The organism is Herminiimonas sp. NPDC097707, from assembly GCF_044761395.1.
GTDB lineage: Bacteria > Pseudomonadota > Gammaproteobacteria > Burkholderiales > Burkholderiaceae_D > Oxalicibacterium.
In genome coordinates, this window is sequence record NZ_JBIWCI010000001.1 from 944,207 (window position 1) to 964,068 (window position 19,862).

A 19,862-nucleotide genomic window follows, 5' to 3' on the forward strand; every position below is an offset into this window, starting at 1 on the left:
TATTCCTCTTAGTGTGCTGCTGCGGCTGCATCGGAAGCCTGCGCGCGCAGTGGGGCGGGAGCGCCGCCATTACCGTTGACGGCCGCCTGCAAATCGGTTTCGGCCAGCCAGAAATCACGCTGCGCCTCGATGGTGGCATTGACGCTATTGATCTGGTCGCGCGAATCGGACAGCAGCTCGAACACGCTGGCGAGCATGCCGTTGTAGCGCAGTAGAACTTCATCCGAAATTTTCTTGCGCAGAGGGACAATTTCCTGGCTGTAGTGTCTGGCCAGGTCATACGTGGTGCGGTAGGCCGAATAAGATACCCGCACTTCTGAACGTGCCTTGACCGCCGTGTCGGCGACACGATGCACTGCCTGCATGTAGGTGGCTTCGGCTTTGGCTACGCGGGCACCGCCCCAATCGAAGATGGGCAGCTCCAGCGAAATCTCGTAGCCATTTTCCCGTGGTTTGCCCGTGGTGCTTTTGTTGGCGTAGCCCGCATCAAAGACGTTAATGAATCCGCTGACATGGGTGAATCCCAGCGCCTTGGCGGTCGCTTCCGCATCACGCTTGGCCATGTTCACATCCAGTCGCTGCGCCATCGCTTGCGACTCGATATTGAGCGCATCGTTAGGCGCTTTGGGCATGTCCGGCAAACGGGCTGGAAGCGTGAACGCAGTGTCGCGACCCCACAAACCAAGGTGACGCGTTAGCTGCTCGCGAGTTACGGTAGCGTTGTGACGCGCCTTGGCCAGTTGCGTAATCGCATCTGCATAAAACACTTGTTCACGCGCCTGATCCAGCTTGCTCCAGTTACCAACCATGGTCAGTTGCTGCGCCAGTTCGGCACCTGCTTCGGCCGCACTCGCAACCTGTTCCATATACAGGGCTGTTTGCTGTGCTGCGACGGCATTAAAGTAGGCTTTGCGACTATCCACCGCAAGTTGAATCGCTTGCGATGCCGCCTGGAGTTTTGCCTGTTCAAACCGGCGGCCTTCGATTTCGCTGCGCATGGGCATCGTCAGCAAACCAGCCAGGTCGAACATGATGCTGCGGTCGATTTCCACCTCGCTGCCGCCACGCATGCGTCCGAAGGAAAAGCCCGGATTGCGCATGCGTCCAGCCTGTACCAGGTCAGCTTCGGCAATACCCAGATCTGCCAGTGAGGCTTGCAAGCCCTGGTTGTTCAATAAGGCAATTTGTACGGCGATGTCCGGCGTCAACGGTTGTGCGGTGAGTTGCCGTATCACCGACTCAATAGATGTTCTGTCTTCCTTCGCCTGTTCACGCTGGACCGCATATCCGGTGCGTTCCTTGGTGATCGCGGATACGGAAGCTAGTCCGCCGTCGCTGGAAAAAGTCGCGCAGCCAGCCAGAGCCAAAGCGGAGAAGGCAATGGCGAGCGTTTTCAGGCGCGGCGCCTGTGGTCGAGAGCGCATCATTATTTCCCTTTGCTCTGGTGACTGTCATGGCCATGTCCGGCGTGCGCATCGGTCTTGGGCGCAGGCTCAGCATCACTCGATTCGACTCCCATCGTGTGGCCGACATGCCCTGCAGTTTTTTGCACCTCGTCGTTAGCCGCGCGCCAGAGCTTGTCAGGTGTTGCGGCTTGTTCCGTGGCTGGACGATAGTTGTTGAATGCGGATGTATAGCCTGGTGCCGGAACGGCAGCATGTGCATCGGCAGGGTCTGGCTGTTGCTGTATTGCTTGTGCGAATGCTGCGAGCGGCAGCAATACCAAGCCGGCAAGCATAAGCTTGAGTGAAAAGAACATGATTTCCTCTACATCGATAATCAAGACGCGCGTTATCCAAATGACTAAGCACGCAGCTTCATACGGGAAGCAAGTCGCCGAACGGATAAGGTTCGCGCTACTTGATGCCGTACAGCGGTATGTCGATTAAGCGGAAATACGTTTGGGAGGTCGTTCCAGGCCAGTCGGGATAAAGCCGGTGACTAGTGGGGAAGGGGAAATAAGGACAAGCTCGGAGCTTGTGTACGTTGGTGCAAACAGAGTGCTTGAGGTAAATGCGATGACACCAACACAGCATGCGGCGCATGCGCTGCATACGGAGGTTTGATGTTTATGAGGCGTAGATGAATGGTCTGATGTCGAAAATAAGTCAGATGCAGAATGATGTGCTGCAGCTGCGTCATCCAGGCCCAGCATGGTTCCGCCATCGTGATGATGCGCGTTTCCCTCTGCAGAAACTTCTAATTCACTATGATGTGCCGGTCCACAAGACGTCTGCATAGCAGCAGCCAGCCCCTGAAGGGGCTGCGCAGCGACTAATAGCCAGAGTAGTAATGTCCTGAAGGTGCGGTTCATAAGGTTTGAACTAGATAACAGCAACATCGATTTTGATGTGCTTGGGGGCTAAATATAAAGCTTCCCACCATGGGAGTGTCAAGCATTATTTGCTGCAATGAGCGACTCGTTCATTGCATGGATAAAAGGTAGCGACCATTATGTTTAAGTATTAGCGCTTGGGCTACACTCGGTTCACAACAATGTGTGCATGCCAAATGAGAAAACTCCTGGCACTACTGTTTTTGCTGGTCAGCGGCGCGGCGTCTGCGGACGAAAGCATCAGTGTCTGTTACAACTATAGCTGCACTGACGAGGCGACCGCATGGTTTTCGGAGCCGCAACTGCGAACGCTTGCAAAGAAACTGCGATCGACGCGTTCTGCAGCGGAAGAACGCAAAGCCCTGTCTGATGTCATTGGTCAGCTGTATTACTGGGCCGGGCAGCAAACACCCGTGTACGCGGATAAAGGCGGCAATGTGGCTGATGGTGCGGTGAATGGGGCAATGGATTGCATTGACCATTCCACAACAACCACACGCTTCCTCAAGATGCTGGAGAGTAGAAGGCTGTTGAGGTATCACGAAGTCGAGAACGTGGTACGCCGTCGCCGGTTTTTCCTGTTTGAGCATTTCTCGGCGGTGATTGAGGAGCTACCTCATCCCATGCTGGGGAAGCCGGGTGATGATGATGGCATTTTGGATTTTTGGGACGAAGTAAAACCGCATCGATACGTGGTCGATAGCTGGTTCGTGAATAATGGCAAGCCGGCGGTGATTTTACCGCTGGAAGACTGGATGAATGGAGCTGGCCCCAACGTGGAATCCAGCCGTTAAAGTTAATGGATTGTATTGACCATACTAGTCGGAGACGATGCTAAGTATGTTGCCATCCGGATCCTTGAACCACGCGACTTTCATATTGCCGCCGACATGAAGGTCGCCTTCAAGTGTCAGTCCCGGTAGGTCGTAATGTACGAAGGCGACACCCTTGTCCTTCAGTGTGTGTGCAATGGTATCGATCTCGTCGCCGACATTCCATATCAGTGTCGTTGCCTTGTTGGTGCCAGCATACTGCGACCGGTAAACGTTGATTCTCGTGTTGCCGCTGCGATAGGTAATGACATCATTGCCTTCGACTGATTCCTTCTGCAGGCCGAGTGTGGCCTCGTAAAATTTCGCTGCGACCTGCATATCCTTGACCGCGATCATCGTGATCGCCTCCTTGCTGTTAAGCATATCAGTCTCCTTGTATTGGAATTGCCGGCTGGAAAATCGATTGCGCTAACGAATGTTGCCGCGATGGGTGCAAGTGCCGGTGCTTGTGTGACTGGTCGGCAGAATGATCGTTCGCTAGCGGAGAGGGTCATTCCCATTTTTGCTGTCGGCACAGTGCGCAAACCTAAACAACGTCTCTCTATGGAGTTTTCTGAAGCAAAGAGTTTTCTCTCTTCACGCATCATTGGTTGGATATTGGTGGCAGTGATTTCATCGACGATAGCAGCCACTGAAATGGCGCTATACATCACCAAAATTATCGATCAGCGCATGGTCTGCGTGGAAAAGTAGCGGGGTGTGGGCCACAGGGCCATGTAGACCGGTGAGGGCGCATATAGATTTCGGTTTAATGCACCCTTGGCATTTCCACTGCAGTCAAACTATCTCGCGCCATGCGAAACCGCTTTTACTTGCCAACGCTCTGCGTCGCATCAATGTATTCACGAGCTGCTTTTATTCCAAATTCTAAACATTGTTGCGGCTCTGAAAATTGCTGGATTAGAACGATGGGCTGATCAATTAGCATCGCTTCGGTGATTTTTTTAACGACGACCCCGGGAATGTAAGATGGAATTTGACTGGGGGACTTTGTTTCATATTGAATGGGAGTTATCCAAACGGAAATGCGCCATCCCTTGTAATCTTCTTTGTGTTGACGGTCAGGCATTTTCGTCCCCATCTAAATGTATATGTGCAATTTTAACTTTAACATTTCCATTCAATTGCAGTCTTTTGAGTTTCAAGTTTACGTTGCTTTATCCAGTCTTGACCGGAACTGCTGTTCGGCTGCCTTGCGGCGGCATCAAGGTTATCGAGATCTTGTTTTACCGAATCGCATACGTACTTTTTATTACCAGTCGGTTGTGCCGAACCAGTTGATGTCCCGGTTGCGCCTGGTTGATTCATTCCCTCACGAATTCTTGCTCTGGCTGAGTTAATAGTGTCTCGGCTGAACGTTTCATTACCCATATATTCGGGCGTCGTGTCTATCATCGACTGCTTGTTGGTGCCGACTGGGCAAGGCGATTCGGAATAAACCGTTTTTCCTTTGCTGATGCATTTATAAATGGGTGCTTGCGCCATGACAGCTGGAGCAACGAAAACAAGGGCAAAAGCGAATAGTGTACGTTTCATGGGCCGTGGCTACCTATGATCGATCAAGGGCTCGATTATATTGCCAGTTTTGAATAAAGTAGCTTCCATGCAACAAATCAAATTATTTCCCTTTGACGTCACTCCTTATTTTTTTCAATGTCCCCCGCGCCTTTCGGCACCGCCGACTGCTGGTTTTTGTGCGGCACCGCTGGTGTGAGTACTGATGCGGTATCGGTCTCCGTAGAGAAAGTGAGGAATGCGAGGTGAGCCTCGTATCGTTCGAGTATGTCGTCAATCACCTGCTGCTTTGTAAGGCCCATCAGGTCATAACCACCCGAACCGGTTTGCGTGAATACCTCAAGCCGATAGTAGACATCGGTCTCAGGCGACATCTTGCCGCTGAACGTCGGCACTGGCGACTCGACCATAGCGACCTGATATTGGAACGCGCGCAGAGCATCCATCGATACCCGCAGCAGCGGCCCCTCAATGCCGCTCGCGCTGGTTACGGTGCTCCGCTCGACCTCGTAACCCTGATTGCGAAACTCAGTGGCGACATCGTCAAGCGCCGGAAGCACCGTGCGCTCGAGGAACTGGCTGGCCTCCCGCCGCGACGGGTAAGACAATAGTTGTCCAAGCCGCTGCTTCCACGATCGTTCCGGTACGTGGCCGCCGCTCGGTGCAATGGATGGCCTTCGCAGCACCTGGCCCTCCCGCTCGGCCCGCTCCATCCGTAGCGCTTTGTAGAAGGATGCCATCACCAAGTAAGCAATGATCGTCACCGGCAACGCGAAGATGAGCGTCGCATACTCCATCGCTGTCACACCACCCGCGAGTAGCATTGCCACCGTGAGCACTGCGCTGAGCACAGCCCAGAAAATACGCAGCCACTTCGGCCCGTCGTGCGATGGATCCGGAATCGAGGCTGAGAAATTTGACATCACCATTGCACCCGAGTTCGCGCTCGTGAGGTAGAACAGTAATCCTGAGAGCGTCGCCAGACCGATCAGGAACATCGCACCCGGAAACATCCCCAGCAATGCGTACCAACCGCGCTCCGGGCTCTGGACCGCGAGGTCGGCGAACGCCGTGTTACCCAGCATCACATGGTATAGGGCCGAATTACCGAAGAACGAGACGATTATGAAGTCGCACAGCACCGGTACGGTGATCGCAGCAATCACGAACTCGCGCAGCGTACGCCCACGTGAAATGCGGGCGAGGAAAACGCCAACGAACGGTCCCCACGCGAGCCAGAATGCCCAGAAGAACAGCGTCCATCCACCCATCCACTCGGCACCGCCGGGTTCGTAGGCGAAGGTCTGTAGCGTGCGGGCGGGGAACGTGACAATGAACTGGCCGATGTTCTCGACGAGTGCGTTCAACAGGAACGCCGTCTGTCCGGTGAAGAGGATGTAAAGCATCATCGCCACGGCACTCCAGAGGTTCAGCTCGGAGATCCAGCGAATGCCGCGGTCGACGCCAGACGTGGTGGCCGCGATGGTCAGAGCCACTGCGCCGATGACCAGCACAATCTGTAGCGTGAGGCCCTGCTCCAAGCCGAAGATCAGCGAGAAGCCGACACCCAGCAGGACGACGCCGATGCCCATCGACGTGGCGACGCCGAACACGGTGCCAACCAGCGCGATGATGCTAATGCCGTCGCCCAAGGAACCGCGTACGCGCTTGCCGAGCAACGGGTAGAGAGCCGCACGGATTGATAGAGGCATATCCCACCGATAGGCAAAGTACCCCATCGCCATGCCGAGTAATGCATAAACTGCCCAGCCAGCGATGCCGTAGTGAAACATCGTCCAGACGACCGCATCTCGCATCGCAGCGGATGTGCCACCTTCTCCAGAGGGAGGATATAGGTATTGCGTGACAGGACCGGTGACCGAGAAGAAGAGCATGTCGATCCCGACGCCCGCGGCGAACAGCATAGCAACCCAGGTCGCGAGTTTGTACTGCGGCCGCGAGTGGTCAGGACCGAGCCGCACGTCGCCCTCCTTGGAAAGCGCGACCCAGAGCACGAAACCGATTACAAGCGTCATCGTGAGCACGTAGTACCAACCGAGATTCATCGCGATCCAGTCGACGGCAACTTTCATCGTCATGCGGGTGCGATTGGGAACGACGATGGCACAGATCGAAAAAACGAGAATCACCAGCGACGAGATTAGTAGAACGCGCCAGTTGATGTGGGCCGTACGATCCTCGATCAGTTCCTGAGGGCCCTTGCTGAGATCGCTGCGCGACACTGGTGCGTCGTCGATCGGACGCTCATGCCGGCGTTCTGTGCCGCCGAATCGACTGCGCTCAAGCGGGGGATGTGGCTTCACTGTTCGCGCTTGCATGCTCGGCTGAGCGGCTTCGAAGTGTTCATCGTCGGATGGCTCGTTCGGCATGGATTTACTCTTTCCTAGCGGTGCGCTGCCTCCCTTCGGAAGCGGATAACGCGATGATGAACTTGGTGACCACCTGCCTGTGCGAACAGCAGGCTTTCGCAATGGCGGGAGTCAATTATAAATAGGTGCATTATGGCTCCATCCTGCGACAGAGCGCCCCCCTAACCTCAACTGAGAGTCTATTGTGTTAAAAAATTCCTTTTAATCTCTCTCAATCCCGTTCTCAGGAAGGGTAATTGTAGAGTGCCACATAAGCTGAAAATTACTTTCTTTTGGAATCACAGTTTGCCACCTCCCGCCTCACCTCCTCAGAAAATTTTACGTGTTAAGCGAGAAATATTTCAAGGCATTGTAGAGCGGAAATCTGGAAAGAAGTGCGTACGGATTTGTCGCACATCGAGGCACGTGGCGTCGCTGAAAGCCTCTTTTTATGGTCATTTTTTATGGATGTTACATCGGTTTTTGGAAGTCCAACGACTGCTCTTGGCCGAAAGCGGACATTAATTAACAGTGCGTTTATGCATGAACATTGTGTGGCATCGATTGTGCGAATAGGTGGCAACTTTGAGATGCGATTCAGTGGTAATGTTGACACGGGTACTCACAATATCGAACGCTGTCGTAACGCGGCGATCTTATCGGTCGATAAAGGTCGTGGCTAGGAGGTCACTATGAGTGGGCATATCTCTTCAAAAAGCGCAGCTGCCATTCTCGGGAAAATGGAACTTTTGCTACCCGATCTCGAGGCGTTATATAAGGATGTTCATGCCCATCCTGAATTGTCGATGCAAGAGACGCGAACGGCAGGTATAGCGGCAAATAGCCTGAAGAAGGCTGGGTATGAGGTGACGACCGGGGTTGGCAAAACGGGGGTCGTGGGTCTGTTGCGCAATGGGGAGGGGCCCACGGTGATGCTGCGCGCGGACATGGATGCGCTACCGATTGCAGAAAACACGGGCCTTGCATACGCCAGCGAAATAACGGCGACAGATGGAGAAGGAAACACCGTGCCGGTGGGGCATATGTGCGGTCATGACATGCATGTAGCCTGGTTGGTTGGTGCGGCGACATTATTGTCCCAGAGTCGTGACGGCTGGAAGGGAACTTTACTAGTGGTCTTTCAGCCGGGCGAAGAAACTGCCCAAGGGGCTCAGGCCATGATTGATGATGGCCTGCTCGAACGCTTCCCAGCACCCGATGTCGTGCTCGGCCAACATGTCATGGTAGGTCCCGCCGGCACCGTCGCGGGGAGCGCAGGGCCGATCACTTCTTCAGCGGATAGCCTGCAAATACGTTTGTTCGGGCGCGGTGCGCACGGCTCGATGCCACAGGCAAGCATCGATCCAGTTGTCATGGCCGCTGCTATCGTTCTGCGGCTTCAGACCATCGTATCCCGTGAGATTGCCGCCATGGATTCGGCAGTAGTGACGGTCGGCGTGCTACAGGCAGGTACGAAAGAGAACGTTATTCCCGACGAGGCCCTTATCAAACTCAACGTGCGTACTTTCGACGCTGGCGTACGAAAGCATGTGCTTGAAGCGATCGAAAGAATCGTCAATGCCGAAGCTGAAGCATCAGGCGCCCCGCGCAAGCCCGAGATCACGCCACTTGACCGCTACCCATTGAACGTGAATGACGAGGTGGCGAGCAACCGCATCGCTACAGCCTTTCGCGGCTATTTCCCCCCCGATCGGGTGAAGCACACGGGCCCGGCGCCAGCGAGTGAGGATTTCGGCTGCTTTGGCACAGCATGGCAGGTGCCTTCGGTGTTCTGGTTCGTGGGCGGTAATGACCCAGAGGAGTACGCTCGCGCGAAAGCAACGGGCAAGCTGAACGAGCTGCCTGTGAATCACAGTCCGCAATTTGCGCCGGTCTTGCATCCCACTCTGGAAACAGGTGTTGAAGCCTTGGTAGTCGGTGTGCTGGCATGGATCGGGACGACCTGATGCCTAGTACCGAAAGAAAAGCGGCGAAACAGTCTTGTTGCACGCGGACGTTGCTGCTTCTGTACATTCCGGCCAAAACACATGGGAGCGCGAGGGAGCACCTGCCATGATCACCATTGAAGTCTTCATGCGTGCCGTAGATTTGTGTGCCACCTTCGTTTTTGCTCTCAGCGGGGCGGTTGCCGCTGTTAATCGTCGGCTAGATATATTCGGCATTCTTGTCCTTGCGTTCGTCGCAGGAAATTTTGGCGGAATCAGTCGCGACCTGCTGATTGGCGCGGTGCCGCCAGCAGCCCTAACGGATGGACGGTACTTGCTGGTTTCGGTTCTAGCCGGACTTGCCACGTTTCTCTGGTATGCCGGCATTGACAAGCTGCGCAACCCCGTACTCCTTTTTGATGCGGCAGGACTAGCGCTCTTCGCCGTCGTGGGTGCGCAAAAGGCGATTGAATTTGGACTTAACCCGATCATGTCGGCCCTTTTGGGTATGCTGACCGGTATCGGCGGTGGGATGATGCGCGATGTCCTTCTCACTGAAATTCCGTCGGTTCTACGTTCAGATCTTTACGCTGTTGCGGCGCTCGCTGGTGCATCCGTCGTAGTTATTGGCGATCTTGTCGGGCTTCCTTACGGCGTTTCCGCCGTGAGCGGGGCGGTGTTATGCTTTGGGCTTCGTTTCATGGCGATCAGACATGGATGGCATTTGCCAATTGCGCATCTCTCCGCCCATGCAAGGGTGAAACGCGATGCTTCGCGCGATAGGGAGCCGTCACCCTGAAGGTCGACTTTCTGGCACGAAAATGATGAGAATCTGCCTCGGTGCAACACCTATCGAGGGCGCGACACTCACGAGCCTTCGCGTATAGCTCGAGGGGAAAGGCATTTAGTTGAGCAATCGAACTTCCGGGCCTTCCTGCTGAGCATGGTCGTGCGGCGGTACCCCATCACTCAGCCTACGCCTCTCACGGCTTCGGTGATTTTCCGTGCGCTCTGGGTGAGCAGATACGCCTCGGACTCAGACAAATAAGACGCCAGACGACGCACGACACCCTGACGTCCAATTATGCTCGGCACTGAAAGGGTCGTACCATATTCAGGTACGTGCGAACCCACCGGTAGCACCAGACGTTCATCGTGCAGTATTGCTCTGGCAAGCCGTGCCGCTACCATCCCAATGCCTAACTGGCTCGCGCCGGTCCCTTCTATAATGGTGATGTTGGCATGACGCACTTCTTCCTCGATTTCCTTCTGGAGCGCTTCGCACTGTGCTTGATTGCAGCCTAAGACATCTGCCAGGGGTATGCCTCCAACTCGCACACCCGACCAGACAAAAACCTGCGACATGCCATGCTCACCAAGCACGAACCCCTGCACCGCGCTCGCATGCACGCCCAGCCGCCGCCCAACATGGAACCGCAAACGTTGCGTATCCAGGAATGTGCCGCTGCTGATGACCCTATCATGTCCGGCCAGGGTCAGCGCCAATTCCGCTAGGGGATCGGGCGGGTCTGTCACCACAAGCAATACGGCATCAGGCGCCGCCGCGGCGATTTTTGGAATGATGTCTCGATAGACCTTTGCGTTGTCTTCCAACAAACGCAGGCGGCCCTCAGTATCGCTGCGATCAGTCGCACCGCCTGCTTTCTCGTTGACGCCGGCAGTAATAATGACAACGCCAGCGCCCTGGAGATCGGCATAGTCACCGGCGCTCAGTTCGACTGCGTCAGTCAGGGTGGCACCGTACTGCAGATCCGCCACTATGCCTGCGGCACGCTTGTGCGTGCGATTCACAAGGACGATATCACGCGCTACTTGGCCATTCACGAGTGAGAGTAGGCATGCGCTACCTACGGCTCCGGCGCCTATGACTCCGATTTTCATTATCTGATCTCCTTAGAATTTTGACCGCGCAGTTGTCGCGTTTCGCCGTCTTGCAATTGCACCTTGATCATCTTGGGAGCCACGAACTTCCCGTCACCCATGATCAACTCGGCTCCACTTGCCGCATAGTTGTGGCGATGGATGGTGATCAGATCGTCGACCATCCGCCGTTTACGGCGGCGCCCGCCGTACAGTGCAATGTTTTATCAATTAAAGCAGTTTGCATGCTTCATCGAAATCGAGGCGTGGGCCACGTGGAAACAGCTGCGCCGGGTCACCGTACCCAAGGTTGCACAAGAAGTTGGTTTTGATGTGGCTGTCAGGAAAATTTTCATACTCAAAATTCGTCCGCTGTTCAGCGGGAAAGAACTCATGGTCCACTTTTGCCTGATCAAAGCCGGACATTGACCCGCAGTCCAGCCCCAAGGCACGCGCGGCAATCATGAAGTAGGCGCCCTGTAATGAGCTGTTGCGCCGCGCGGTGACTTCAGCCAGCTCCGGCGTATCGACGAACCAAGACCGTGCGTCGGCGTGGGGAAACAGCTTTGGCAGTTGTTCGTAGAACTTGCCGTCATAACCGATGATGGCCGTAACGGGCGCTGCCATGGCCTTGGAGACATTGCCCGGTGCCAATGCCGGCAGCAGCCTCTGTTTCGCTTCCGGCGTGCGCAGAAACAGGATGCGTGCCGGTGAACAGTTCACGCTGGTCGGCCCCCATTTCATCACATCGTAGAGCTGGCGCAAAAGGTTATCGCTGACAGGTTTGTCTAACCAGGCATTATGAGTACGGGCTGCACGAAACAGTAAGTCGAGGCCTTCGTCGTTGAGTTTATTGCTCATGATGATTTCCTTGTGTTGTCGTAGGTTACTGCACAGGCCGTCCTTGATCGGTGCCTGCAATTTACTGAGTGTGTACAAGCACTAGCCTCAGCCTGCGTGCTTTTTTATCCACGCCACATACTGAGTCATCCAGTTTTGCAGGAATGCCTTGCTATCGGAGCCGATATTGCCCGCGCTATCAAAAAATCCTTCCTTGGCGTGAATAAACGCTTCCGGCTGGCCCAAAGTCGGCACGTCCAGATACGCCAGAACATTCCGCAAATGCTGCTGTGCCATCGCAGTGCCAATGGCGCCAACCGATGCACCCAATATGCCGGCAGGTTTGCCCGCCCATGCGTTCTGGCCATACGGACGTGAAGCGTGGTCAATAGCGTTCTTGAGCACGCCAGGCATCGAGCGATTGTATTCAGGCGTGACGAACAATAGACCCTGGGCAGCTATGATCTCTCCTTTCAGGCGTTTGACGGAAGTGGCCTGTTGCGCATCGTCATCCTAGTTATAGAGAGGTAAATCGCCGATGTCCAGCTGCTTAAATGAGAATTCCGATGGTGCCAGTTTGACGATGGCGTTCGCCAACTGGCGATTGAATGAATCTTTGCGGAGACTGCCGACTACAACGGCAATTTGATATCGGCTCATGTTTATTTACCTTCTAATTTATGGTTAGAATTGGAAATTAATTTACTGCATTTTTCCGATCAAAAGCGCTTAAATTTCACCCACTTGATGTCAAAACCACACAGCGGAATGCCCTGAAGGCTGACTTGTTTCAGCTAGTTTTGACTGAAAAAGCATCCAATACCCGTGCCGAATACACCAATGCAGCCCCAGCATTGACAGCAATGGCCACGCCAAGTGCTTCGGCAATTTCCTCTTGCGTAGCGCCAAGCTTGGCGGCTGCATCGGTATGCACGGTGATGCAGCCGTCACACTGGCGCGTGACTGCCACGGCCAACGCAATCAGCTCACGCGTTTTGGCATCCAGATGCCCCGTCTTTGCGCCGGCATTGGACAAGGCTTGATAACCACGCACGGTATCCGGGCTTAATTTCCCGACTTCACCGATGCGGGTCAACAATTGTTTTTGGTAGTCATTCCAGTCGAGCATCATGTTGAGTTCCTTTCGTAATCATCAAGCGTTTGAGGGCCGGTCACATTTTCAGAACATCGTATTGTTGTTGGCGGACTTATCCGGCACGATTTGCAATACATCCCAGTGTTCGACAATCTTGCCGGCTTCATCCAGGCGGAAAATGTCGATGCCGGCCCAGTCATGATCGCCCGGCCATTGCTGAAAACAATGCAGTACGACGAGATTTCCCTCGGCGATGACGTGCTTGAAATGGACGCGTTTGCCTGGATATTCACTGGCCATCCGTTCGAAATACGCGACAAAAGCCTCGGCACCGTCGGCCACGCGCGGATTGTGTTGAATATACGTGTCGCCCACATATTGGCGTACTGCCTCACGTGGTTGACATTGATTGAACATCAGATCGTAGAACGTGGTGACGTTTTGTTTGTTGCGTTCCAGTTGCGTACTCATGACCACGTTCCGTTTCCATTTGCGATAGACATTCGGATGCTCACCTTTCAGAGCTATCCCAGTAATCCATACGCAATGAGCTCATCCTGTGGCTGTGCTCATTGCGTATGGCTGACAGGTATTTCCATTATTAAGAACGCGCGTCACAAACTATTCCTTGTTCGCCTCAACCTGAATAGTAAGCAGGATATTGTCACCCAGTGCCGGCACGCCGTATGTCATACCGAATGCTGAGCGTTTCAGCGTGCCGCTCACTTCGGCACCGCATGATTCCTTCTTTGACACCGGATGCATGCCGCACTTCACCTTCGCTACGCGGAAGGTCATCGGTTTCGTAACGCCGTGCATCGTGAAATCGCCGGAAACCGACACCGGTTTTCCGCCCTCGAATTTCATCGATTTAGACTTGAACGTAAGTGAGGGAAACTTTTCGACGTCGAAAAAATCTGCGGTGCGCAAATGCTTTTCTAGCGCCGGATCGCCGGTCGAAATCGAATTCGCATCGACGGTAACATCAAGACTGCCTTTGCCGGCCTTGGGGTCAAGCGTCAGCGTGCCGCTAGTCTTGTTGAATTGCCCATGGTGGGTGGAAAAACCAAAGTGATTGATCTGCCAGCGTGGAAATGTGTGACTTGGGTCCAAATTGTAGGTATCTGCTGCAATGGCCTGCGCGGCAAACAAGGAGAGTGACAGTAAAGCGATGCGATATAACATGATAGGTCTCCAAAAATTGATTAGAAATGATTTGGCAATAAATCTTGAATCATGGTGTAACTGAAAAACTCAATGTAAATGGAGAGAATTTACTCGCGCGGTGAGATCGCCCGTGCTGGTGCAGGCGCGGTCGCAAAGCGGCCGCCCGGTGCAGCGATGACATGAGAACTGTCCAGCTCGCCAAGGCGATTCACGCCGAGGTGCAACATCGTCTCGACGAGTTCGGTGTGAAGAAACTTCAGCAAGCTATCGACACCCTTCGCGCCACCCAGCGCCAACGAATACATCAGCGGCCTACCGACGGCGACCGCGTTGGCACCAAGCGCAAGCGCCTTCGCCACGTCGGTGCCACGACGAATACCGCTATCGAGAATGATAGGGACCTGACCCTTCACTACATCGGCAATGCGTGGCAGCATCGTAATAGCGGCCGGTGTGCCGTCAAGTGCGCGACCACCATGATTGGATACCTGGACAGCGCTGGCACCCGCCTGAATCGCTGCAAGTGCATCTTCTGGGCGTGTCACACCCTTGACGATCACCGGCAGGCCTGTGATCTTGCGGATCATCTCGACATCGCTCCAGGATAGATTTGTCTTGAATGCGTTCGCAGTGCCGCTGGGGAAATTGCCATACGGCAGCCATGGACGCGCCTTGCCGCTGCGCACATAGGCGTCTGACGAACCCTGACCGATGGCGTCTATGGTGATGATCACACCCTTATAACCCGCGCGTGGCACGCGCTGCAGCACCTCACGCGAAATTCCCTCATCAACATTCAGATACATCTGGAACCACTTCGGTCCCGTTGAAGCTTTGGCGATGTCTTCGAGGCTGGCGGTCGATGCGCTGGAGAAGCAGGCCAGCGCACCTGACATTGCCGCGCCGCGCGCGGTAGCAACTTCGGCTTCCGGATGATGCAGGCCGTGGCTGCCGAAGGGCGTAACAATAATCGGAGTCGGTAGTTTTTCACCCAGCAGCGTCACGGAAGTATCTATCTTGTTGCGTACCACGCCACCCATGCGGTGCGGAGAAAATGCCCAGTCGTCCCAGGCATACTGATTTTCGCGCAGCGTCCACTGCTTGCCCGAACCCTGCGTCACGAAGGCATATACCGCCGCGGAATAAATCTTCTTCGCCTCGGCCTCAAGCAGGTCCGGATTGATAATATCCAGTGCCCGGTCTATACCCTTGCGCTGAAGAGCGAGCGAAGGCGAGCCGGATTCAGCCTTGAGCTGAGCGAGCGCCAAGCCGGGTGCCAGCGTAGCTGCGAGGCCGAATCCAGCTATCTTGAAAAGGTCGCGACGGGATTCGTTCGGGGCAGATGTTTCGGGTATATCGGTGTGCATAATGCTCTCCTCAGAGTGTGATGTTGTATTTGTTGGCATACAGTTTCACCAGTATGGTGGAGCATTTCTTTGTTGAAAATAGAAGGTGGTCGTCGCTGAAAACAATGAAGCACAACGAGAGCTCCCTCAGCAGTAACCTGTTTTAAAAAATGTACACGCTTGCCAAGCTTCGCTCAACTCCTCAACTGACGTTCCAAGCCATAGAGATCGACCGCTCCCCAATGATCCGAGAACAGTCCATTCTTTATTCGAAACAGGTCGGTCGAGTTCCACGTGACCTTTTTCGAGGTCGCCGCTATTCCGAGGTAGTCCCCTTTATGGGTGCCGCGCCAGATGAGATTGACGGCGACCATGTCATCACTTGCGAAAGCAACATCGTAGCTGAGCGTGATATCCGGAAAGGCTTTAATGCGTTGCGCAAGGTAGCTCTTAAATTCCTCTCTTGCCGGAATCGAGCTAGGCGCACCTACAAGCACCTGGTGGTTGCTGTATGCCGAACCAGCCGCATAAATCTGATCGAGCTTTGACAACTCGCGTGAATTGATACCCTCTACCAGTCGATCAATCAGCGCAACTCCAGGAGACGACGTAGCGCTTGCAGCCATTTTCGAAGATAAGGCCGCAATGCCGGAAGTCGCTACCAAACAGGCGTTAATAATTAGTTTTCGACGATTCATTATTTTCTCTTTTTTGAAACAGGGTTGTTCGCTCACAACATGGGCCGCGATCTGAATAAGCCAGCTCCTTATAGCGGCACTCTATATATACTCAATGGCTAATGACGAATGTCCAGTCTAGGACATGTGGGTCGATGCTGTTAGGTATAAAATAGCAGCAATCATGGTAAAAACGGGACAAGCGTAATCGATGGGCAGAAAGCCAACATCAATTGAGCAGCTCATTCCGGTTCATTACCACCCGCCTGCGGGTTATGCGCTGGATCTGGAGATATTTCCTCTGTCCGAGTTCAGGCGACGCGTCAGCGTGGAGCATCTGCGTCAGTCGCAACGCGTGGACTTCCATATGCTGTTGTACGTCACGCAAGGTCGGTGCACGCATATCGTAGATTTCGAACCGCTGGCGTGTGAGCGGGGAACCCTGCTGGTGTTGAATCCAGGGCAGATGCAGCGCTTCGACACGAAGTCGACCGATTGGGAGGGCTGGTTGGTGATATTCCGACCAGAGTTCCTGCCCGCAAGGGTGTCGACGACGGTCATCGGCCAACATAATGCTCCCCACCAGTTGGCAGACCTATCCGTGCATCGAACGCTAAGCGTGAGCGAGCAAGAAGCCGTGACTGAGGGCATCGAACGCATGGCGGCGGATGCTCGGCTCCACGCAAACGCAAACGTGCTGCACCCATTGCTGCGTCATCAACTGCTGGCCTTGCTTTTCCGCCTCCACCTTATCTGGGCCAAGGCCGAGCCAGCTGCCGCCCCCGTTCTCTTGCAGCGGTTCAGGCGCTATAGGCTCGCAGTCGAAGACGAACTCCACCACCTGCATCAGGTTGCTGACTACGCCAAACTCATCGGATGCTCGCAAAAAAGCCTTCAGCGCGCGACGCTAGATGTTGCGGGCGTGAGCGCGAAAGCATTCCTGTCGCAGAGGATCGTGCTGGAAGCGAAGCGGCTCTTGGCACACTCGGGGCAGTCGGTGTCTGACATCGCTGACAAGCTAGGATTTGATGAAGCGACAAACTTTGTGAAGTTCTTTAGGCGCGAAGCAGGTATGGCGCCGGGCGACTTCAGGCGGCAGCACACAGTGGGCTGATGCCCAAGGCCAGCGACCAGTTTGGAATCCACACTTGGCCGGCTCCGGTCTTTGGCAGCACGGAGGAGGGGCTGGAAAAGGCCATCGTCCAGGTCATCAACGCCTACAACGAATTCCTGCTGCCGAAATACTGAGGTTCGGGGAAGAGCGCGTCGGCCGACGGGACCAAGCGGGATATGTACGAGCAAAATCTACTCTCCGAATACCACACGGTAGTAATGCTATGCGTTCGAAATAGAAATCACTTTTTTATCTCGGAGACATATTTTTAGTTCTTATCACTATTCAACTTTAGGTTCGAGGACTATCTGCACCGAAAGTCATGCCCAGACATACAGACTTCGCTGGCGTTATTATTAGCGTACTTAGCGGAGTAGGAGATGTTATCGGTAACGTTCTGCAAGGAGGAGAATGTATGAGTTTCAGTACTTCTTCGGAACAAAATAAGAGAAGCGAAAAATTACGTTTTATTTCGTTCGGCTACCCAACATTTCGAGTTTTCGGTACAGTGATCTGATGAAGCTGACCTTTCAGAGTTGCTTGTTCTATACGTAAGATCTGGCAAGCATCTTCCAAGGTAGTACACTTGGCTTCTAGGTCGATATTGCGGACCTGCAGTTGCGTCCGCTCATAATCTAGGACGGCCAATTTGTTTTGAGCATCCGATAATGCATCAGATGCAACTTCAAATCGAGTGCTTAACTCAGTGGCAAGTGCAGTTTGCGTGCTTAAAGTCTGGGTCACTTTCAAGAATTCCTCTTCGAGGTGACGATATTCCGATTTGGATGATTGCAATTCTTCATCGGTTTGCTTCAACAGCGCAATTTGCTGATTCTGCTGCGTTAATACCATATCTTTGGATGCAAGCTGGCGGCGCATTTTCATTATTTCGGCTTCCAGTGTTACCTTGGCATGCTCGAATTGACGTCGTTCCTCCATGCGTTGGACGGCAATGGACTCCTGATAATGCTCAAACTGGACGCGCGTTTGGCGAAGTTGTTGCTGTAGATTGTCAATCTCGTTGCGGTGATCTTGTAGACGCAGCGCCAAGCCAGTGGCTTCGGCTTGTAACTTGGCTTCGATTACTTGCAGACCATGATAGGCAGCGCCGAGCTTTTCATGCGCATTTCGCTCCTGAGTCAGCGCCATACCTAGCGTATCCCGCTCTGTCTTAAAGATCATCACCTCATTACGGGCGGCCTCCACCTGCTCATTGAAGTTTGCCTTAGCCGATGTCAATTCGGTTAAGGCAGCATCAACCTTTTGGGCAGCTTCATGCTGGAGGTGTTCGTGCAAATTTTTGACTGCCGTGACCAGATCCGCTGGCAATCCGGTCTGCACGATAGAGACGCGCTCCTCCCGTTCGCTTTTCCAACGTTTTAACAATGGTGCAATCGTGCTTTTGCTACCAGTATTGCCCAGCGCTTCCCGTACGTTGTCGACCGTCGCATTGATGCCTCGGTCTGCCAATTGGGCGGCAACCGAAGCCACTTGAGAATAGAGTATGCCTGCGCGTGCCATAGTGGTCCTCAAATAAAGTTACGTATTACATGATACGTAATATTATTTTATATAACACTTATAATTTATAAGATATTTAATATTTTATAGATTCGATAATATAATTTATCGAGTGTTATGTTGCCGATGATTATGCTAGCCTGCGTAATGTTGAGAACAAATGCCAAAATCGAGCGACAAAACATGTCTGGCGAAAATCTCCCCGAAAATGATGGCGTCATACCAAGCGCTGTCGAAGAAATATCGTGTAACGACAGCACAGTCGCTCCGGTTAGTCTTTTGCAGCAAAAGCATCGGGAATTCCTGGCTGCTGCCACCTCCGAAAATACGCGTCGTACCTATCGGTCTGCCATTCGTCACTTCCAGAGATGGGGCGGGGCATTACCCTGCGATGAAGCGGCCATCATTCGCTATCTGCTCGATTTCTCCCAGGCGCTCAATTCCCGCACGTTGGCGCTGCGCTTGACGGCACTATCGCAGTGGCACACCCATCAAGGCTTTCTTGATCCTGCATCGACGCCGACCGTGCGCAAGACGCTGCTGGGCATCGGTCGCACCAATGGCAAGCCAAAGAAGAAGGCGAAGGCATTGCCAATCGAGGATCTGGAGCGCATCGTTGAGCACTTGGCTGGAATTGACACCATCAAGGCAAAACGCGACAACGCGCTGCTGCAAATCGGTTATTTCGGCGGGTATCGACGCAGTGAGCTTGTCGGGCTGGAAGTATCAAACATCGCTTGGGAGCACGAAGGGCTGGTGATCACGCTACCGCGCTCGAAAACAGACCAGCTCGGCCAAGGCATCACCAAAGCCATTCCATTTGGCGACGGATCATGCTGTCCTGCGACAGCATTGCGCGCCTGGCTCGATGCCACTGGTATCAGAGCTGGACCAATATTCAGGTCTATTACGAAGTGGGGTGAAATTGGCCAAGAAGCGTTGCACGAGGCCAGCGTAAATTCGGTGCTGGAAATCTGTGCAAAACTCGTAGAATTAGAATATGCCCCGCAACTTTCCAGTCACAGCCTACGGCGCGGCATGGCCACCAGCGCGCATCGCGTCGGCGCAGACTTTCAGGACATCAAACGGCAAGGCGGTTGGCGTCATGATGGAACCGTGCAGGGTTATATTGAGGAAGCGGGGCAGTTTCAGGCAAATGCCGCTGGCACACTGCTGCGACGAAAACGATTCTGAGTACATTTGACATTCCCGGCCATTATTT

General features: G+C 53.9%; 21 protein-coding genes and 2 pseudogenes. 7 read left to right on the forward strand and 16 right to left on the reverse strand.

Annotated elements, in window-relative coordinates; translation table 11 throughout:
* Positions 1 to 8: 8 nt before the first annotated feature.
* Both ACIQW9_RS04400 and ACIQW9_RS04405 read right to left on the reverse strand, forming a co-directional pair.
* Complete coding sequence (locus ACIQW9_RS04400) at positions 9 to 1,427, reverse strand: TolC family protein (RefSeq protein ID WP_402333425.1); 1,419 nt, start codon at positions 1,425 to 1,427, stop codon at positions 9 to 11.
* On the reverse strand, positions 1,427 to 1,783 hold the full coding sequence (locus tag ACIQW9_RS04405) for a hypothetical protein (protein ID WP_402333428.1): 357 nt from the start codon (positions 1,781 to 1,783) through the stop codon (positions 1,427 to 1,429). The genes ACIQW9_RS04400 and ACIQW9_RS04405 overlap by 1 nt, the downstream gene beginning before the upstream one ends.
* A 728-nt stretch (positions 1,784 to 2,511) precedes the next feature.
* On the opposite strand from ACIQW9_RS04405, the gene ACIQW9_RS04410 reads away from it, so the two are divergent.
* Positions 2,512 to 3,129, forward strand: a complete 618-nt coding sequence (locus tag ACIQW9_RS04410) for a type II toxin-antitoxin system RelE/ParE family toxin (protein WP_402333431.1) — start codon at positions 2,512 to 2,514, stop codon at positions 3,127 to 3,129.
* Between the two features lie 24 nt (positions 3,130 to 3,153).
* Here ACIQW9_RS04410 and ACIQW9_RS04415 read toward each other — a convergent pair whose 3' ends face one another.
* Positions 3,154 to 3,531, reverse strand: coding sequence for a VOC family protein (locus ACIQW9_RS04415; protein ID WP_402333434.1), 378 nt, complete (start codon positions 3,529 to 3,531; stop codon positions 3,154 to 3,156).
* 15 nt (positions 3,532 to 3,546) lie between these two features.
* Between ACIQW9_RS04415 and ACIQW9_RS04420 the strand changes: the two genes are divergently transcribed.
* Entirely contained in the window at positions 3,547 to 3,861 is a 315-nt protein-coding gene (locus ACIQW9_RS04420) for a hypothetical protein (RefSeq protein ID WP_402333436.1), read from the forward strand.
* Between the two features lie 115 nt (positions 3,862 to 3,976).
* Here the strand turns inward: ACIQW9_RS04420 and ACIQW9_RS04425 are convergent, their stop codons facing one another.
* The 3 genes from ACIQW9_RS04425 to betT all read right to left on the reverse strand — a co-directional run bounded on the left by ACIQW9_RS04425 (position 3,977) and on the right by betT (position 7,073).
* Positions 3,977 to 4,237, reverse strand: coding sequence for a hypothetical protein (locus ACIQW9_RS04425; RefSeq protein WP_402333439.1), 261 nt, complete (start codon positions 4,235 to 4,237; stop codon positions 3,977 to 3,979).
* Between the two features lie 38 nt (positions 4,238 to 4,275).
* Complete coding sequence (locus ACIQW9_RS04430) at positions 4,276 to 4,704, reverse strand: DUF4124 domain-containing protein (protein WP_402333441.1); 429 nt, start codon at positions 4,702 to 4,704, stop codon at positions 4,276 to 4,278.
* A gap of 98 nt (positions 4,705 to 4,802) precedes the next feature.
* Positions 4,803 to 7,073: a choline BCCT transporter BetT gene (betT, locus tag ACIQW9_RS04435; protein WP_402333444.1), complete on the reverse strand. Its 2,271-nt coding sequence runs from the start codon at positions 7,071 to 7,073 to the stop codon at positions 4,803 to 4,805.
* A gap of 671 nt (positions 7,074 to 7,744) precedes the next feature.
* Between betT and ACIQW9_RS04440 the strand changes: the two genes are divergently transcribed.
* Together ACIQW9_RS04440 and ACIQW9_RS04445 are read left to right on the forward strand one after the other, a co-directional pair.
* The gene (locus ACIQW9_RS04440) at positions 7,745 to 9,019 is read left to right on the forward strand and encodes a M20 family metallopeptidase (RefSeq protein WP_402333446.1); all 1,275 of its coding nucleotides are present in this window, start codon (positions 7,745 to 7,747) and stop codon (positions 9,017 to 9,019) included.
* A 106-nt stretch (positions 9,020 to 9,125) separates the two neighbouring features.
* The gene (locus tag ACIQW9_RS04445; RefSeq protein ID WP_402333448.1) at positions 9,126 to 9,797 is read left to right on the forward strand and encodes a trimeric intracellular cation channel family protein; all 672 of its coding nucleotides are present in this window, start codon (positions 9,126 to 9,128) and stop codon (positions 9,795 to 9,797) included.
* A gap of 170 nt (positions 9,798 to 9,967) precedes the next feature.
* Here the strand turns inward: ACIQW9_RS04445 and ACIQW9_RS04450 are convergent, their stop codons facing one another.
* From ACIQW9_RS04450 to ACIQW9_RS04490, 9 genes and pseudogenes are all read right to left on the reverse strand, one after another.
* Entirely contained in the window at positions 9,968 to 10,900 is a 933-nt protein-coding gene (locus ACIQW9_RS04450; protein ID WP_402333451.1) for an NAD(P)-binding domain-containing protein, read from the reverse strand.
* Entirely contained in the window at positions 10,900 to 11,064 is a 165-nt protein-coding gene (locus ACIQW9_RS04455) for a hypothetical protein (RefSeq protein ID WP_402333454.1), read from the reverse strand. Before ACIQW9_RS04455 ends, ACIQW9_RS04450 begins: the two co-directional genes overlap by 1 nt.
* Positions 11,065 to 11,110: 46 nt before the next feature.
* Positions 11,111 to 11,740 carry a malonic semialdehyde reductase gene (locus ACIQW9_RS04460; protein WP_402333457.1) on the reverse strand — a complete coding sequence of 210 codons (630 nt, stop codon included), beginning with the start codon at positions 11,738 to 11,740 and terminating at the stop codon, positions 11,111 to 11,113.
* Between the two features lie 87 nt (positions 11,741 to 11,827).
* A pseudogene (locus tag ACIQW9_RS04465) lies at positions 11,828 to 12,379 on the reverse strand (NADPH-dependent FMN reductase).
* A gap of 130 nt (positions 12,380 to 12,509) precedes the next feature.
* Positions 12,510 to 12,848 (reverse strand): carboxymuconolactone decarboxylase family protein, encoded by a 339-nt coding sequence (locus ACIQW9_RS04470; RefSeq protein ID WP_402337883.1) that lies wholly within the window; start codon positions 12,846 to 12,848, stop codon positions 12,510 to 12,512.
* Positions 12,849 to 12,899: 51 nt separating this feature from the next.
* Complete coding sequence (locus ACIQW9_RS04475; RefSeq protein ID WP_402333460.1) at positions 12,900 to 13,286, reverse strand: nuclear transport factor 2 family protein; 387 nt, start codon at positions 13,284 to 13,286, stop codon at positions 12,900 to 12,902.
* Between the two features lie 150 nt (positions 13,287 to 13,436).
* Positions 13,437 to 14,000, reverse strand: coding sequence for a YceI family protein (locus tag ACIQW9_RS04480; protein WP_402333463.1), 564 nt, complete (start codon positions 13,998 to 14,000; stop codon positions 13,437 to 13,439).
* A gap of 89 nt (positions 14,001 to 14,089) precedes the next feature.
* On the reverse strand, positions 14,090 to 15,349 hold the full coding sequence (locus ACIQW9_RS04485; protein WP_402333465.1) for an alpha-hydroxy acid oxidase: 1,260 nt from the start codon (positions 15,347 to 15,349) through the stop codon (positions 14,090 to 14,092).
* Between the two features lie 173 nt (positions 15,350 to 15,522).
* Entirely contained in the window at positions 15,523 to 16,026 is a 504-nt protein-coding gene (locus tag ACIQW9_RS04490) for an ester cyclase (protein WP_402333468.1), read from the reverse strand.
* A 190-nt stretch (positions 16,027 to 16,216) separates the two neighbouring features.
* On the opposite strand from ACIQW9_RS04490, the gene ACIQW9_RS04495 reads away from it, so the two are divergent.
* Positions 16,217 to 17,119 carry a helix-turn-helix domain-containing protein gene (locus ACIQW9_RS04495; RefSeq protein ID WP_402333471.1) on the forward strand — a complete coding sequence of 301 codons (903 nt, stop codon included), beginning with the start codon at positions 16,217 to 16,219 and terminating at the stop codon, positions 17,117 to 17,119.
* A gap of 59 nt (positions 17,120 to 17,178) precedes the next feature.
* Positions 17,179 to 17,328: pseudogene (locus ACIQW9_RS04500) on the forward strand (Tn3 family transposase); the annotation flags it as partial.
* 271 nt (positions 17,329 to 17,599) lie between these two features.
* On the opposite strand, the gene ACIQW9_RS04505 reads toward ACIQW9_RS04500, so the two are convergent.
* Positions 17,600 to 18,640: a DNA-binding protein gene (locus ACIQW9_RS04505; RefSeq protein ID WP_402333474.1), complete on the reverse strand. Its 1,041-nt coding sequence runs from the start codon at positions 18,638 to 18,640 to the stop codon at positions 17,600 to 17,602.
* A gap of 147 nt (positions 18,641 to 18,787) precedes the next feature.
* Here ACIQW9_RS04505 and ACIQW9_RS04510 point away from each other — a divergent pair, with 147 nt between their 5' ends.
* Positions 18,788 to 19,834: a tyrosine-type recombinase/integrase gene (locus ACIQW9_RS04510; RefSeq protein ID WP_402333476.1), complete on the forward strand. Its 1,047-nt coding sequence runs from the start codon at positions 18,788 to 18,790 to the stop codon at positions 19,832 to 19,834.
* Positions 19,835 to 19,862 lie beyond the last annotated feature (28 nt).